The organism is Flavobacterium enshiense DK69 (genome assembly GCF_000498495.1).
Taxonomy (GTDB): domain Bacteria; phylum Bacteroidota; class Bacteroidia; order Flavobacteriales; family Flavobacteriaceae; genus Flavobacterium; species Flavobacterium enshiense.
The window spans coordinates 386254-401737 of record NZ_AVCS01000006.1 but is presented as its reverse complement, the minus strand read 5'-3'; the positions used below and the strand labels follow the sequence as shown (position 1 = coordinate 401737).

Genomic DNA, 15484 nt, shown 5'->3' with positions numbered 1-15484 from the left:
CTCTATTCTGTTAATTTCATTCTCTCTTCAAAAATCTTGAACGAATTAATGACATTATTATTTTTCCAAAGTCCCCATCTGCAAATAATATTTTCAACATCCAGGTTCAATGATTTTATCTTGTTAATATAGTCAACCTCTCTTTTTTTAGGTTTTGCAATTTCCTTTCCCGAGGTTGTCATTAGTATGTCTTCGTCAATTATCAATTTTGAACCCGGGATATATACAAAAGAGTAATCTTCCGTGTGATTGGAAATCATCCCAATATTATGAATTGCTAATTTATTAAAAGAATCTTCCAAAATAAATTCCTTATCAAAATTTACAATTATTGGTTTTTGTGGATTGGCATATTGCTCGTCAGGCTGCTGTGAATATTTAAATTGTGCTATATCTCCTACATAGTCATTAATTCTTTTATCATTGTAACACACGATAGAAACCCCTCGGTTTACAAACGGCCTAATCCCCGAGATGGACCAAAAATGATGGTGCCCAACTATCAGGTATTTTATTTTTTTATCCGGATACAATTTGCTTGCCTCATCAACAACCTGTTTCCCTATTGTACTGTTCAATGGGGCCCCAATGACTGCAAGATAATCCGAAAATTCGACAATCATAACATAGGAAAATATTTCAGGCATTTTTAGCAAATGGATCTTATCGCCGTACTTTTCTGAAATGATAGTAGTTTTAGCATAACCATCTTTCATTTCATTCTCAACTTGACCTAATTTATAATCCGCGGGAATATTAAATAAAGTCGTATCGACAGTTTTTTCAAATTCAATATCTTTAAAAGAATATTCTTTCCCTACAAAACCAAATTCCTTACTGGAAACCTTTTGCGGAAAATACTTGCCGTGTATCATTTTATAACCTTCAAAGGAATAACGTTTAAAATTATCCCCTATTAATTGATGGTTTTGCAGTTTCTCAATTTTGGCAACCAAAAAAGTTTTCGAATTGATGTAAATAGCGATAGGATAGTTATTCTTATAAACATAGGAGATCACCTGTAATTTCTTTCCATTCTCCTTTGTGGTTCCCAGCAGCTGCAAACTAGCCGGATGCTCAGTTATTTCTGCCAACAGGATTTGCGGCATAAGTATTTTATAATCAAAAATTTTAAGCGCCCCGTTTTTTTTTGTTAACGGAAGGCTTCTATTTTGCTTGTTTTCAAATCGGTTGCTTTGAACCAAACTATCATTCCCTTTTTCAATGTAATAATTAGCTTCTGTTTCGCTCAATGAATGTATCTGATTGCAAAACCTAAATGCTTTATCATAAATAATCTTACCTCTGAAAGTATCTTTTGTAGTTGCATAAGGCACTTGATAATGCCCCCAAAAATCCGAGGTTAAATCGTAGGTCATCGACACATTACCTTCCAGATTATAATTTTTTAAGCTTTTATTGACAAGCTCTAGTGCCTTATAATAATTGTCCTCAACATAAGATTGGGAAAAAATCGAATTTATGGTAAAAAAAATAATAATTAGGAATGATTTTTTTTTCATTTTCAGCAGCGTTTTTTTTTTGATTATTTAATTAGGTTTTGAAAAATAAATCAACTCACAGTCTCCTCTTTCACAGGATTTAACTCCAAAAATTTCGAGTAGGTAAAATTATAAGGTTGGTTACTTAAATCAAATTCAAAGACCAGATTCTCCCATTTATTATTCATTTCCAAATATTTTTTCAGAATTTCCTGATATATCTGCAACCCTATGGAGGTGAAAATTTCAGGTCCACCTGAGCTAAACAGATTCAGATCATGCGAACATTTTTTCAAATAAAAGGCCACCCTGCCTAATGCCTCGTGCTTTTTTTTCGGGTCTTCGAACACATCATTTTCTAAACAAGCATCCAAACAGATAAAAGTGGTATAGTAGGTATAAAGCGCATGGAACCAAATGTAAATTGTTCGGTCGTCTTTTTCATTATCCGTCATATTAACATCTTTAAGCCTTACTTCAACTTCTTTTTTTAGAATTTCCTGAACATCATGCAACATCAGATAAAAGATTGCATGTCCGGTTTGATGGGCAATATCATCAACAAAGAAAACTTCATTGTAATCCTCCTGATAAGCATTATAAAATCCAACACCCTGTACTGCCGGATCCGCAAATGAATTTCTTTCCGATGAGTCGATATTAAAAATCACACATTTTGGAGCCGCATTTTGAATCAAATCATAATGGTGTGGTAAATGCTTTTTAATTAGCCCATAAGCTTTCGTTAGGTTTCCCAAATGTTTTTTTGCGGATTCCTGAATCTCAACATCAATTATCTTGGATTCCTTATTGTAATAATACTGTTTTAACAAAGGAATTGGATAAGTAAGCAATTCAATATTTGTCCCGTCAATTATTAAGCAGGTTTCCATATTGTAGTCGATTTCATTCCCTTCTTTAAAAAGGCGCAACTTATTTTTTGATTGTTGCAATTTGAAAATCTGATTTTTAAAAGCTGTAGCAATCCAACCTTTTCCCGCTAGATGAATTCTCCCAAACTCATCGGATTCCAGATCAATTTCCGAATATAAATTCCCATCAGAATACCCGAAAATAATGCTAGATAAATCAGATTCATTTTTTTCTTTCGAATTAAAATACGCGCAAAACAATGGATCACAATAAATTCTTTCACGCTCAAAATCTAATTTTTCAAAAATGTCGGGATCGTTTTTATACAACAAAAGCTTAACGCTTTCACTTAATTGGCTTTTCCCTGTATCAACTAAATTATGCTGTAAAAGTTGAAAGCTATTCATCGATTTTATAAAGTATTCGTTATTTTAAATTATCCCTTTTTTTAAAAAAAATCACACAACACCAAGGTGTTGTGTGAATAAGAAATTATCGCAATAGATTACTCTGTTACTACAGCCTTACCTGTGCAAGTATCAACGCCATTTTCAATATGACATTCAGCAGCGATTTGCGTTAAACCACCGTTAATTTTTGCTAAAACGTTTTTTTCTTGAACTGTTTCTGCCATTGCTTTAAAAGCATCTAAACTCAATTTTTGATTTTTCATCATTTTTGTTTTTAAAATATTAGTATTTCATTTTTAATAATCCCCAGCAATTATCATTACTAACCCTGCGCACAGGTTTTTATAAAAAAGTAGGAATTCATTTGCAATTATACTTAATATGAAAGTATTTTCCTAATTTAAAACATTAATTTTTGATGTAATTTTCCTATAAAAATCAAAAGAATCAGATAATTTCCTTAAAATCAATTGCTTAATTTTGTTATTTTTAAAACAAAAAAAAGATAATAATCTTAATTATATCACAAAAATAAATCTGTCATACCTCGTTTGGAGCAATGCAATGAGTAAAAAGCCAAACTTATCACCAATGATTTAAAAACAACAACCTACTATCTCCGTTAGTTGGCGTCGAAAAATTTCGCCATATCTGAATGTTTAGAATTTTACCGTAATCCCATGATATTATTTTCGGACAGATTGACCGCAACCTTTGTTGTGGGGTTGGATAAGGCTGACATCTATACTATTTTTAGTATCACGGTAATATTCTGTTTTTTTTTAACCATTCAACATTCTTATCGTAAGACGTAATTTTTTTTACAAAACCTTACTCATCTGCTACTCCATGCACATATTTTTGCAAAACAAAGTAAGAATCAGTTTAGCAAAACACCTCGAATATACTTTCTAAATTTTAGAAATTATTTTCTTACAATAACAAATTTAACTTTTAAATAAATCTCCTAAATATTGAATTGTAAAACGAAGTTCCCTTATTTTTTGCCAGCCAAAAAAGATACGATTAAGTTTAAACCCAATTAGTCAGAAGTTACAGATTATCAAAATCGGGAAGCAACCCGCTACTGCAGATCATCCGGACTTATATTTCAGAATAAATTCACAGCATTTCTTGTCTGCCTTTGTATTAATGTTAACGGAAAATTTCCGAAAGCATTTGTCATAAAAAAAAACTGCCTGAAAGTAACTTCCAGGCAGCTAACTACAACTCTTCAGTAAAGATTTGGGGCATCATCCTAAGATGATTAGTTATAAAAAAATATTTAAAAAAATGATGACTCTGTATAACAGTCCCAACAACCGGCTAAAGCACTACAACAAAATCCTTCCGGGCAAGGGTTTGGTTTACAAACATCACTCCCGCGGTTGATGTTTTTTTGCTCGAGTTTCGTTATTTCTTCTACGCCTTTTAATTTCAAAATGTTCTTTAACATGATCAGTAATTTAAAATTTGACTTAATCCCTAATCCAATATAGACACTTGGGGGTGTGCCTATTCCGGATTAAGATTTTTTCAGTATACTATTCGAATCAAAAAACTCTTCCTGATTCAAACACATTAAAGGATTAGCCTTTTTTGGGGAAATGCGACTACGATTCATTTTGGGGAAATGATATTACGACGATTTAAAAAAAATTTATCTCAAAACGGGGAATCTCTTTACAAGCGAGTTCTTCACAATGCTTACCATACTGTGCGCACATTTTGTTTTCTTTGCAAAAAACCTTTTCGTTTCTGATGCTTTTTTGCAGCTTTCGGGATATTTTTTCTACCCCTTCGATGCTTAAGATGTCTTTTAACATAATTACAGTTTTTACTAATTGAATACTATCCCAATCATTTTAAGACATTTGAGACTTCTGTCCGCTATTAGTAGGTATTATAATTTTTTAAATCCTGTTTAAATTGCTGTTTCCAAGGTCACGCTTTCTTCTGAAAAGTCATTTAAAAAGTATTTCAGCTCATCAATTCCATAGCCCTCAGGAAACAACTTATCGTTTATGATTTTAACCGGCGTATAATTAAACCCGTTTTCACCACACCAATCATACTGCTGATGGATTTGCTTACTTGTCTTCTCATCGATGATGTTACCTCCCCATTTCGCATTCCATTCTTCAAGTCCCATTTTCTCAATATGCCAATCAATGATGGCATCAAGCGCCTTTTCAGGGAAGTAATTACCTATGAAAAGCAGATTTTCAACAACTGCCCTATATGGATTTTCATTATTCTCTGGATTGATATTAAACAATACTTTTAAAAATATCCGCTCTGGAAATTTTATCATTAATTTAAATGCATCCTCGAATGCCTTATGGCAGTGCACACAACTCGGACTAACTATAATTGTCAGTTGGACATCCGCTTGTTTATTTCCAAAAGACAATCCTTGCAATTGATCAAAACCCCAAAGGCTCGGAATCTCTTTTGTCATATGATTGAACAACTTATAGTTCCTTTTGAATTTTATCAATCGGATAACTTCTTTTTCTGCAACGATTTTTTCTTCGAAAATTGGCTTAACTAACATCCAAATTGAGGCGAAAAAAAAAACTGAAAACAAAAAATCAAAAAATCGTACCGAAGAGAAGGAAGTAGACAATTGCGTCACTATTCCAAAAAACAAACTTTGTGTTATAACTATAAAAGACACCATCAAACACAAAACACACCATTTTTTTAATTGGACTTTCTGTAGCCAAATGGAATATAATATCACAGGAAGGGACATTATGCTGATCATCCCAACAATAATGGCGGCGTCTTTTGGCTGGATTATTATCGACATAACACTAATCCCGAAAAATAAAAATGGAAGGTCCGAGAACTGTATCCATTTTTTCCCCGAATCCGATTTAATTACGGAATTACAGGAAGCGTTAGAATTCATGGTACATATTTTCGAAACCATTCCGTTTGCATATCCAAACTTCTCCTGAAGAATTAAAACAGACGTTCCCAATCCTAAAAGAGATGTCAATAGCAGAATCAGACTCGTGGTACTGTACTCATTATAAATAATCGAAAAAGCAACTAAAACGATAACCGGAACAACATAACGAAGTCTTTTTAAATTATCCCTTTTGTTTTTAACATTTGTCACCTCATTAGGCTCAATAGCCATAACAATCTGATCCCAATCGGTAAGGAATTCATTAAATGATAAATTTCTCTCTCTTCCATCTTCAAATTCGATCGTCACATCATTGTCCCTTTTCAAAACCAAAACCATGCTTTGCTTAAAAAGCGTCAAAAAAGAATCTGGCAATTCCACAAACTGTTCTTTTGGAATTTTGATGGCTATATTAGGAATGGATAATGAATCTAATGTATCAGTAATCGCAAATACACTTGGGTAATTAGGATGGGATAAGAAAAACGATTCAAAATCGTCTCTCTGTTCGATATAATTACTTTTTTCTAAATACCTCTTAAGTATGTTTAACATGACACTTATTACTATTTTTCTCCGTGGGACAATTGAAATTCTTGGACAAATATTCCACGTTTTAAGCAATAAAAAAAGGTGTCATTTATACAATTTGCAAATTATGATGTCATAATTTATAAATTATTATAGCAAAAAATACCACATAACACTTTGAAATACAACATATTAAAGAATAAAACAACAAAAAACCGTATCATCAAGCGTAAAATTATCTCATTGGATACTGTTTCCGATTAATTTTGAAAATGTCAACTATTAAATACTGATGAAATGAAAAACAAAAAATTAAGCTTGGAGAACTTTGCCTCAAATGAATTATCTTCAAATCAAAAAAAGGCAATTGTAGGGAAAGGAGATTTGACAGCAATGTTGGGGATTAGTTTAGGGGGCGTGAGCTTAACAACTTCTACTGTAAACAATTCACCGACTACTGAACCGGGACCTGGAGATGGAAACACAAAAGGGAATGGTGACGGCCGAGGAGTATAGTGACTATCTATATTGTATCGTCAAGTTTTTTAGCAAATTGAACAGGGGTAACACCTGTTCTTTTGCTGAAAGATTTGGTAAACGAAACCGCATTCTTAAAACCTACACTTTCAGCAATAGCCTGAGTAGAGTATTTTCGGTAGGTAGGATTTGATATCATTTCATTGATAACATAGTTAATTTTGAGCTCGTTCGAGTACTCACTGAATGATTTACCAAATCTTTTATTAACCACATAAGACAAATAGGTCGTATTTGTCTTGATTTTTTTAGCTACGAATTGTTGTGTGAAATCCGGGTTAAGGTAAGATAGCTTGTTCTCGAGCTTTTTGAGTTTTTCCACTATTTCATTTTCCTTTTCTTCGTCAATACTTATTATCGTATTTTCCTTTTTGATTTGATTTTCGGATTCTCCTATATTAGATTGCAATTCCAGGGTTTCCTCAACCAACTCATCCTTTTTCTCGATATTGACTTTATACTCTACGATAAGATCATTTAACTTTTTATCGATTTTGCGTTTATCGTTTCTGTTTTTTAACAACCCAAAAACAAGTAAAACAAACAAAACAATCAAAAAAACATAACCTACCTTTTTCAGCAGGCCTTTGTTTTTTAATTCACTCTGCATGTCATTCATTTCCTTTTTAAGGTCGTTATTGCTCAAATTGTAATTGACACCAATAATTTCCTCATTCAGTTTGGACTCCTGCTTCTCAAAATTTTCCAAGTATATTTTTGAATGACTCAACGCTTTGTCATAATCTTTCTTCAAAGACCATATTTTGGCCTGATAGTAATTGGAATAAATATAATCAGAACCATTTACCCCATTATCTTCCTCGTAAATAGAATCTACTTTCTGAAAATAAACCAAGGCTTTATCATACTCTTTTAATACATAATAGAGCTCTCCAAGGTTTCTGTTTGTTAAACTGTACTCTTCAATATACTCTTTGTTTTTGGTATAGACCAAGAGTTTGTGATGAATTTTTTTGGCACTGTTAAAATCCTTTTTCAACAGGTACGTATTGGCCAGATTCATCTCGGCTCCGATTTTGATAATTTCCAGATTTTTTGAAAAAACAATGGCTTTCTTAAGATAATACTCTGCAGAATCAAGCAGCACTCTATTATTTCTGTTTTCCGAATAATATAACTTATAAAAATTCCCTAAATTGAAATTGATGTTACACTTAGCATTGGTAAACTGCTCCTCGTTGTACAGATACTCTATTTTGTTGGTAAACTTATCCGATTCTTTCGCAGCATTGATGGCAAGCCTATAATTTCCAACCTCACCGTTTATAAGCGAAATATTGTTGTTAAATTTTACTACCTGCATCAAATCGTTGGCATTCTCAGACAACTTCTTGCCTTGCTGATAATACTCCAATGCCTTACTGTAATTCCCTCTTTTCCATTCGGCCAACCCACCATAGTTCAACAAATAAGCGTTCTGTTTGCTTTTTTGAACACCGGCAGGGACTTTTCTTAACAAATCGAAAGCTTGCTTATACAACTGTCTGGACTTAATACTGTCTCCATTCAGCTGATAGAGATATGATTTTAATCCTAATGCAAAAGATTGGTGAATGTCATTTTTGGATTTTTCAATTTTATTTACGTAGAAAAAAGCACTGTCAACATCTGAATTTATAAAGGCTCTGGCTTTATCCTGCAGTTTTTGATATTCTTCATCACTCAAAACAGAGCTACCCTGAGCAAAAAGGGAGCTTGTCAGTATAAAAAATGAAAAATATAAAAAGAGTCTCATTCCAAAAATTTTCACAAAAATAACTATTATCCGATTAAATCCGATTATAATAACGTAATCAAAATGTTTCAGCAAACCGCAGATGAAACAAAACTACCTTCCTGACCTGGTGAACAAAAAATACGGGCACACACCTGATAGCTTGAAGTTTCATTAAAAATATCAGCCTAAAAAATGCCGGAAAATGTAAAAAAAAAGAATTCCCTATCATCATGGATTAAAACAGTCCGTCCCCAATTACATCAAAAAACATTGCAATATTACTAAATTTAAGTAAGAAATTTCAAGCTTTTATAACAATTACCCGTAATTTTTAACAAATTTCAATTATTATTATTTCATTTCTAAAAAAGGGAGAAAAAAGCTAATATATACGAAACAGGATACACAAATAGTAATAAGTCGTTGCTTTTCATTACAATAACAATAATTTTTTTGACTATTCAAATTTAAAAAAATAGACAAATTATAACAGCCTTAAATTGAATAGTTAAATTTCTTTCTTACTTTTGTGAACCAAAAATTTTATTTAGATGAAACCAGACTTATTCCAAGCTCCTGATTATTATCTGTTAGACGACTTACTGACAGACGAACATAAATTAGTACGCGACGCCGCACGCGCGTGGGTTAAAAAAGAAGTATCCCCTATTATTGAAGAATATGCACAAAGAGCTGAATTCCCTAAACAGATTGTAAAAGGTTTGGGTGAAATCGGTGGATTCGGACCATATATCCCTGCAGAATATGGCGGTGCCGGTTTGGATCAAATCTCATACGGCTTAATAATGCAGGAAATCGAGCGAGGTGATTCGGGTGTGCGTTCCACTTCATCCGTTCAGTCTTCTTTGGTAATGTATCCAATTTGGAAGTACGGAAACGAAGAGCAGCGCATGAAATATCTACCAAAATTAGCTACCGGAGAATGGATTGGCTGTTTTGGTTTAACTGAACCTGATTATGGTTCCAACCCTGGTGGAATGGTGACCAATTTTAAAGATATGGGTGACCATTATTTGTTGAACGGTGCCAAAATGTGGATTTCAAACGCACCATTCGCAGATATTGCGGTAGTTTGGGCAAAAGATGAAACTGGCAGAATTCACGGTTTAATCGTAGAAAGAGGCATGGAAGGATTCTCAACTCCGGAAACACACAATAAATGGTCTTTAAGAGCCTCAGCTACCGGAGAATTGATTTTCGACAACGTAAAAGTTCCTAAAGAAAACCTATTACCAAACAAATCAGGTCTGGGTGCACCACTTGGATGTTTGGATTCAGCACGTTACGGTATTGCATGGGGCGCTATCGGAGCAGCAATGGATTGTTACGATACGGCTTTACGCTACTCTAAAGAGCGTATCCAGTTTGATAAGCCAATCGGTGCATACCAATTACAACAAAAGAAATTAGCCGAAATGATCACCGAAATCACTAAAGCACAATTATTGACTTGGAGATTGGGTGTTTTGAGAAATGAAGGAAGAGCAACTTCTGCTCAAATCTCTATGGCAAAAAGAAATAACGTGAACATGGCAATCGAAATCGCACGTGAAGCACGCCAAATGTTAGGAGGAATGGGTATCACCGGCGAGTATTCGATTATGCGTCACATGATGAATTTGGAATCGGTAATCACTTATGAGGGAACTCACGATATCCACCTGTTAATCACAGGAATGGACGTAACCGGTTTCTCGGCATTCAAATAATTTTTATCAATTTCACAATTGATTAAATCAATGTTAAAAGCTTCTCTGCAATGGGGAGCTTTTTTTAATTTCGCATTTCAAACCCCAATTGCTATGAATATCCAAACCGTAAACAAAAGCATCCAACCTCAAAAGGATCTTTTACTAAACCACCCGCTGTACAAGCAAATTCAGAATGTAGACGACTTACGTCATTTCCTGGAAGGACATGTGTATGCCGTTTGGGATTTTATGTCTTTATTGAAGGCGCTTCAGCAAAAACTGACGTGTACCACGATACCTTGGTTCGCTTCACCTAATGCGGAAATGCGTTATCTTATTAATGAAATTGTATTAGCTGAAGAATCCGACATAAGTCTTGACGGAAAAAGGCAAAGCCATTTCGAGATGTACCTGGATGCTATGAAAGCTTGTGGAGCAAACACTGCAAACATAGAGACTTTTCTGGAAAGCGTGATTTCAATGCAGAACATTTTCGTATCCATTAAAATCAGTGATTTGCATCCAAAAATTAAGGAATTCCTTGATTTTACATTTCAGGTAATTGAACACGGTAAGCCGCACGAAATTGCAGCAGCGTTTACTTTTGGCCGTGAAGATTTGATTCCGGATATGTTTTCTGAGATACTGAAAAATTTCCAGGCGAATTTCCCGGAAGCTGACTTAACGAAACTAATCTATTATTTCGAAAGACATATCGAACTGGATGCCGACGACCACGGACCGATGGCAATGAAAATGATAACCGAACTTTGCGGAAATGATAACCAGAAATGGAAAGAAGTAGAAAGTATTTCGATTCAGGCGCTTGAGAAACGCATCGGTTTATGGGATGCAATTGAAGAACACATCAACGAAACGCATTTAGCTGTATAATAAAAAAGTCCCGATTGTATCGGGACTTTTTATTTTGATTTCCATATGAATCCGTCTAACACATAATGTGTAAACTGCGGAACCGTGAGCAGCGGAACAACTAAAAACTGCCAATTTGAAAAACCGTCCAAATTCATGGAAAAGTACTCCTCCCAAACCAATATTTCCCATAAATACTCTTCTGAAAAAGCAATCAGAAGCAAAATGCCAACATAAAGAAAAATGCCTTTAAATTCTTTCAGATGATGTAAAACGCCTAATTCAGAAACATCTTTCTGATCGATTTCCTTAAAATAAATCAATGCCATATACGGAATTCCATGCGAAACAACATTCAGCAACGTAAACACCAAATCATTGTTGAAATACACAATCCCGAAATACCAGGACAAAGCGGTCCCTGCAATGATTGCGTTTTTAGGGATATTGAAATAGTTTTCTATTATCGATTTATAACCTGTTCTCAAAATATAAAAAAACATCACAGCACCATAAATCCAAGTCAACACTTCGATTAGCGTTTCATTTTCAAACCGGAAAAACTCCTCTTCCACAAACCAGTTGAATGTCCGTGGGGAAGAAAGAAACCAATACAACATCGGAAAACCGGTTGCCGTATAAATCACAAAAGCATCAAACCTCCGGTTTATCTTTGTTTTTTTTTCCTTCCTTGCATAAAGCCGCATGAAGCCATATTGCTGACGTATAAAATGAAACACTGCTACATAAGCCAATACCGACCAAAAAACCTTACTCCCGAAAGAAAAAAGTAGTAATCCAATACCAAAACAGATAACAGGCAATGCAATTAACAGTTTTCTTCTTTTCCGGAACTCCGAAGACACCAAATAGGTCTTGAATAAGGTAGCGTAAACGTGTGCCACATCAATGAAAACAATCAAAAATAACCAAGTATAAAAAGAATGATTCTCTTCAACCGACTTTAGCCAATTTTGGCATAAAAACACTATCGCTACCACAACAAAAGAGGGTGCAAGAATAAAAACACTATCCGTTTTTACTTTATGAATCCAAGGTTGTTCCATCCAAAATTGCATTTACAACATTTATACCCTGATGAAAGGCTTCTTCGAAAATGGAAATCCCAGCCAAATCCGAATGAGCAAAGAAAATCTTATTTTCAATATTTTTAGCCGCTTCTTTCTTAGCGACACCAAAAAGAAATCCGGGAACGGGACTTATCATACCGTGTCCCAATAAATGGATGGAAATTTCTTCTGTTTTTTCCTCAATATCCGGATGCGCCTTTTTTAAATCGTCAAAAACCATTTGCTTCCAATAATCCTTTTTTTGCCGGTATAGTGTTCTTCGGCTTTTTCTGATATCGGAAGAAGAAAAACTGTAATAATAGGTTATCACTTTTTTTGGTTGCACTTGTTGCACCGACTGATGTTGGTCGTAAATATACCCCAAACCTTTCGAACCGTGAATCACATTATCCCAACTCAAAGGATAGCTGTAATTATCAGTTAAATCAGAAACCGTTAATGTAGCCAAAAGCCATGGTGCATATTGGAATTCACGACCGATTTGCATTCTGTTTTCAAGCAAATACTGATTGACGAATTGCGGCGTTGCCAAAATGACCTTATCCGCAATTATTTCCACCGATTCTTTCTTTCTATCATCAAAAGCATGGACAACAGTTTTATTTCCTGCAGTCTTTACTTCATAAGCCAAATGATTTTTCAGTGTTTTTCCTTCGGAATATTTTTTCAGATGCATTGCTAATCTTGCATTGCCCTCCGGCCAGGTAAGCACATTTTCTTTCCTATCAGAAGTTACGTTATGCTTTCTTCCGGCGAAATAATGAATTCCCGCCCAGGCAGAAACGAAATCAATACCCAAACCAAAATCGTCCCGGCAACAATAATCCACATAAGCGATTAACGATTTCGAAGTAAGCTGATTTTCATCAAGCCATTGCTTCATGGTGATGTTGTCTAACTTTAAGGTTTGTGCATCTTTGGAAGAATTCATCAACGGAATATCAAAAAGATAATTGCCGTCAGCACCTTTCGTTTCACGGAAATAATCCATTTTCGCGAAGAAAACCTGAAACTCATTCTCATCGGCATTTGAATTTCCGTATTTGGGAACCAAGCCTTCCTGCCATTCATTTTTATAAAACAACCGTTCCTGAGGCGTGAATGTAAGTTGTGCTTCATCAAATTCCGGAAAGCCTTTGGCATTATAACCAAGGATTATTTTTTCTTCCTCCAGAAATTTCAGCAACGTTTTATCATGAAAATTAGGCAACGGCAGATAATGCGCTCCTAAAGGAAATTTGGAATACTGGTTTTCGCCGTTGGAAGAATTTCCGCCCAAATGATTTTCCAGTTCCAATACTAAAAAATCGGAAATCCCCCTTTTTCTAAACTGACGGGCCGCACTCAACCCGGAAATTCCGCCACCAATAATCAGATAGGGAATATGTATCTGACGTGTCGGCTTCGGAAAATTTTTAACCCGCAACCTATGTCCTAGAATATGATTGGTCCCCGAAAGGCGAATGAACATAGTGATGACTTTCTCTTTACACGACTGCAACATCGGAAGGAGCAATAACGAAGCTGCAATTCCTTTCAGGAACGTCCGTCTCGAATTATAATTTTCCCCATTCCTCATCGAAGTAGCGCACTAAAATCTGGTTGTCCAATCGGTTGATTTCGATATCTTTTGAAATCATATCTTTTGAGAAATAATTCAGTTTTTCAAACTGATAATTGTAAAATCGCAACCCTTTAACTTCCCTGTTTACGGTATTAAAATTGGTAGCAAAACTCTTCGCAGCAATGGTAAATCCCCATTCTCCAAAAGACGGCACGTAAGCGTGATACGCGTCCACCTGGGAAAAAACTTCCATCATGGTTTTGTTGATACACCAGAATGATTTCGGGGCAAAATAAGGCGATGTCGTTTGCACCACCACAACAGCATCCTTGGAAAGGACCTTATGAAGTGTTTTATAAAAATTCAGTGAATAGAGTTTGCCCAAACTATAATTAGAAGGATCGGGAAAATCAACTATTACAACATCGAATTTCTGTTTGCAACTCTTAGACCAGATATAAGCATCCTGATTGAAAACTTTCACTTTTGGATTCGTTAACGATTGTTTGTTTAAATCGGTCAGTATTTTATTGGTTTTGAACAGCTTTGTCATCCCTTCATCCAAATCCACCAATGTAATGGCTTTCACTTCTTTGTATTTCAGAATTTCGCGAACCGCTAAACCATCGCCACCTCCCAGAACCAAAACGTTTTCGGCTTTTGGAGCTATTGCCATTACCGGATGCACCAAGGCTTCGTGATAACGGTATTCGTCAGCAGAACTGAACTGTAAATTATTATTGAGATACAATCGATAATCGCTTTTATTGTGTGTCAGCACAATACGCTGATAAGTTGTGGAGCTCGAATAAACTATATTTTCTCCGTACAGCTTCCCTTCTGAAAAAGACAATATGGAATCGGAAAAGATAAACACCACTAGGAGCAAGACGAATGACCCAATCGCTTTTGCTTTTAGCAGATATACTTTTTTAAGTTCCGATTTCAGCAAAAAACACAAAACGATGGCGATACTGACATTAATCATTCCGAAGAACAACGAGGTTCGCATCACACCCAATTGCGGTACCAAAACCAAAGGAAAAAGAATGGATGCCAATAAAGCACCGATGTAATCAAACGTAAAAACATTCGACACCAAATCACGAAACTTGACCCTGTCTTTCAAGATGTTCATTAAGAGCGGAATCTCAAGTCCTACAAGACATCCGGTGATGAATACCAAAAAATATAGGATAAACTGGAAATAATGAACACTTTCAAACAACAGGAAAAGAACAACCGAACTCAATCCGCCGACCAAACCCACGAGGATTTCGATTTCCACGAAAGTATTCAGCATATTGCGTTGGAGAAATTTCGAAAAATAAGAACCCACCCCCATCGAAAAAAGATATACTCCGATAATGAAAGAGAACTGTTTCACCGAATCACCTAACAGATAGCTGGCCAAGGTGCCCGCGACCAGTTCATACACCAATCCGCAGGTAGCAATGGTAAATACCGCTAAAAGAAGTAAAAACTCAAATTTTAAAAATCGTTTACCCATGGATAGCGGCACTGATAATCATTGAAATCCCAATGATGAATGCCCCAAAAACGATGGCAATGGCAACATTATTTTTCTGTACAATTTCTTTCCAGGTATTCTCCGGTGTAAGTTTTTCAATAATAAAGTAGGTAACCAGTAAAATGGCGATACCTAAAAGTGAAAAAATAACGGAATTTAAAATTGGTTTGGCTGTCAAAATATCCATAGTGATGCTTTTTTT

Annotated in this window: 12 protein-coding genes; 3 read left to right on the top strand and 9 right to left on the bottom strand. The window is 35.1% G+C overall.

The features are described from left to right. Positions 1-2: 2 nt before the first annotated feature. The 4 genes from FEDK69T_RS04585 to FEDK69T_RS04575 form a co-directional block, all read right to left on the bottom strand. Entirely contained in the window at positions 3-1523 is a 1521-nt protein-coding gene (locus FEDK69T_RS04585; protein WP_023572982.1) for an MBL fold metallo-hydrolase, read from the bottom strand. A 50-nt stretch (positions 1524-1573) separates the two neighbouring features. Next, complete coding sequence (locus FEDK69T_RS04580; protein WP_023572981.1) at positions 1574-2782, bottom strand: hypothetical protein; 1209 nt, start codon at positions 2780-2782, stop codon at positions 1574-1576. Positions 2783-2880: 98 nt separating this feature from the next. Continuing rightward, a complete protein-coding gene (locus FEDK69T_RS15800) occupies positions 2881-3051 on the bottom strand; it encodes a hypothetical protein (RefSeq protein WP_162147241.1) in 171 nt (56 codons plus the stop codon). A gap of 1658 nt (positions 3052-4709) precedes the next feature. Beyond that, positions 4710-6260 (bottom strand): vitamin K epoxide reductase family protein, encoded by a 1551-nt coding sequence (locus FEDK69T_RS04575; RefSeq protein WP_023572977.1) that lies wholly within the window; start codon positions 6258-6260, stop codon positions 4710-4712. A 273-nt stretch (positions 6261-6533) separates the two neighbouring features. Here FEDK69T_RS04575 and FEDK69T_RS04570 point away from each other — a divergent pair, with 273 nt between their 5' ends. Beyond that, a complete protein-coding gene (locus tag FEDK69T_RS04570; RefSeq protein ID WP_023572976.1) occupies positions 6534-6752 on the top strand; it encodes a hypothetical protein in 219 nt (72 codons plus the stop codon). 7 nt (positions 6753-6759) lie between these two features. On the opposite strand, the gene FEDK69T_RS04565 is transcribed toward FEDK69T_RS04570, so the two are convergent. Next, positions 6760-8529: a helix-turn-helix domain-containing protein gene (locus FEDK69T_RS04565; RefSeq protein ID WP_023572975.1), complete on the bottom strand. Its 1770-nt coding sequence runs from the start codon at positions 8527-8529 to the stop codon at positions 6760-6762. 533 nt (positions 8530-9062) lie between these two features. Here FEDK69T_RS04565 and FEDK69T_RS04560 point away from each other — a divergent pair. Then, on the top strand, positions 9063-10241 hold the full coding sequence (locus FEDK69T_RS04560) for an acyl-CoA dehydrogenase family protein (RefSeq protein WP_023572974.1): 1179 nt from the start codon (positions 9063-9065) through the stop codon (positions 10239-10241). Between the two features lie 93 nt (positions 10242-10334). Continuing rightward, the gene (locus FEDK69T_RS04555; RefSeq protein WP_035630842.1) at positions 10335-11117 is read left to right on the top strand and encodes a DUF3050 domain-containing protein; all 783 of its coding nucleotides are present in this window, start codon (positions 10335-10337) and stop codon (positions 11115-11117) included. 29 nt (positions 11118-11146) lie between these two features. Here FEDK69T_RS04555 and FEDK69T_RS04550 read toward each other — a convergent pair whose 3' ends face one another. Genes FEDK69T_RS04550 through FEDK69T_RS04535 form a run of 4 tightly spaced genes read right to left on the bottom strand, consistent with a single transcriptional unit; the run spans position 11147 to position 15469 of the window. Further along, entirely contained in the window at positions 11147-12163 is a 1017-nt protein-coding gene (locus FEDK69T_RS04550; protein ID WP_035630844.1) for a hypothetical protein, read from the bottom strand. After that, the gene (locus tag FEDK69T_RS04545) at positions 12141-13766 is read right to left on the bottom strand and encodes a flavin monoamine oxidase family protein (protein WP_051385065.1); all 1626 of its coding nucleotides are present in this window, start codon (positions 13764-13766) and stop codon (positions 12141-12143) included. Before FEDK69T_RS04545 ends, FEDK69T_RS04550 begins: the two co-directional genes overlap by 23 nt. Next, positions 13744-15261, bottom strand: coding sequence for a polyamine aminopropyltransferase (locus tag FEDK69T_RS04540; protein WP_035630824.1), 1518 nt, complete (start codon positions 15259-15261; stop codon positions 13744-13746). The genes FEDK69T_RS04545 and FEDK69T_RS04540 overlap by 23 nt, the downstream gene beginning before the upstream one ends. Then, positions 15254-15469, bottom strand: coding sequence for a DUF350 domain-containing protein (locus FEDK69T_RS04535; RefSeq protein ID WP_023572970.1), 216 nt, complete (start codon positions 15467-15469; stop codon positions 15254-15256). Before FEDK69T_RS04535 ends, FEDK69T_RS04540 begins: the two co-directional genes overlap by 8 nt. Between the last annotated feature and the right edge of the window lie 15 nt (positions 15470-15484).

Coding starts and splice junctions, on each gene's coding strand:
- FEDK69T_RS15800 (WP_162147241.1), bottom strand. CDS start 3,051: ATGATGAAAAATCAAAAATTGAGTTTAGATGCTTTTAAAGCAATGGCA.
- FEDK69T_RS04575 (WP_023572977.1), bottom strand. CDS start 6,260: ATGTTAAACATACTTAAGAGGTATTTAGAAAAAAGTAATTATATCGAA.
- FEDK69T_RS04555 (WP_035630842.1), top strand. CDS start 10,335: ATGAATATCCAAACCGTAAACAAAAGCATCCAACCTCAAAAGGATCTT.
- FEDK69T_RS04535 (WP_023572970.1), bottom strand. CDS start 15,469: ATGGATATTTTGACAGCCAAACCAATTTTAAATTCCGTTATTTTTTCA.
- FEDK69T_RS04550 (WP_035630844.1), bottom strand. CDS start 12,163: ATGGAACAACCTTGGATTCATAAAGTAAAAACGGATAGTGTTTTTATT.
- FEDK69T_RS04545 (WP_051385065.1), bottom strand. CDS start 13,766: ATGAGGAATGGGGAAAATTATAATTCGAGACGGACGTTCCTGAAAGGA.
- FEDK69T_RS04580 (WP_023572981.1), bottom strand. CDS start 2,782: ATGAATAGCTTTCAACTTTTACAGCATAATTTAGTTGATACAGGGAAA.
- FEDK69T_RS04565 (WP_023572975.1), bottom strand. CDS start 8,529: ATGAGACTCTTTTTATATTTTTCATTTTTTATACTGACAAGCTCCCTT.
- FEDK69T_RS04570 (WP_023572976.1), top strand. CDS start 6,534: ATGAAAAACAAAAAATTAAGCTTGGAGAACTTTGCCTCAAATGAATTA.
- FEDK69T_RS04585 (WP_023572982.1), bottom strand. CDS start 1,523: ATGAAAAAAAAATCATTCCTAATTATTATTTTTTTTACCATAAATTCG.
- FEDK69T_RS04560 (WP_023572974.1), top strand. CDS start 9,063: ATGAAACCAGACTTATTCCAAGCTCCTGATTATTATCTGTTAGACGAC.
- FEDK69T_RS04540 (WP_035630824.1), bottom strand. CDS start 15,261: ATGGGTAAACGATTTTTAAAATTTGAGTTTTTACTTCTTTTAGCGGTA.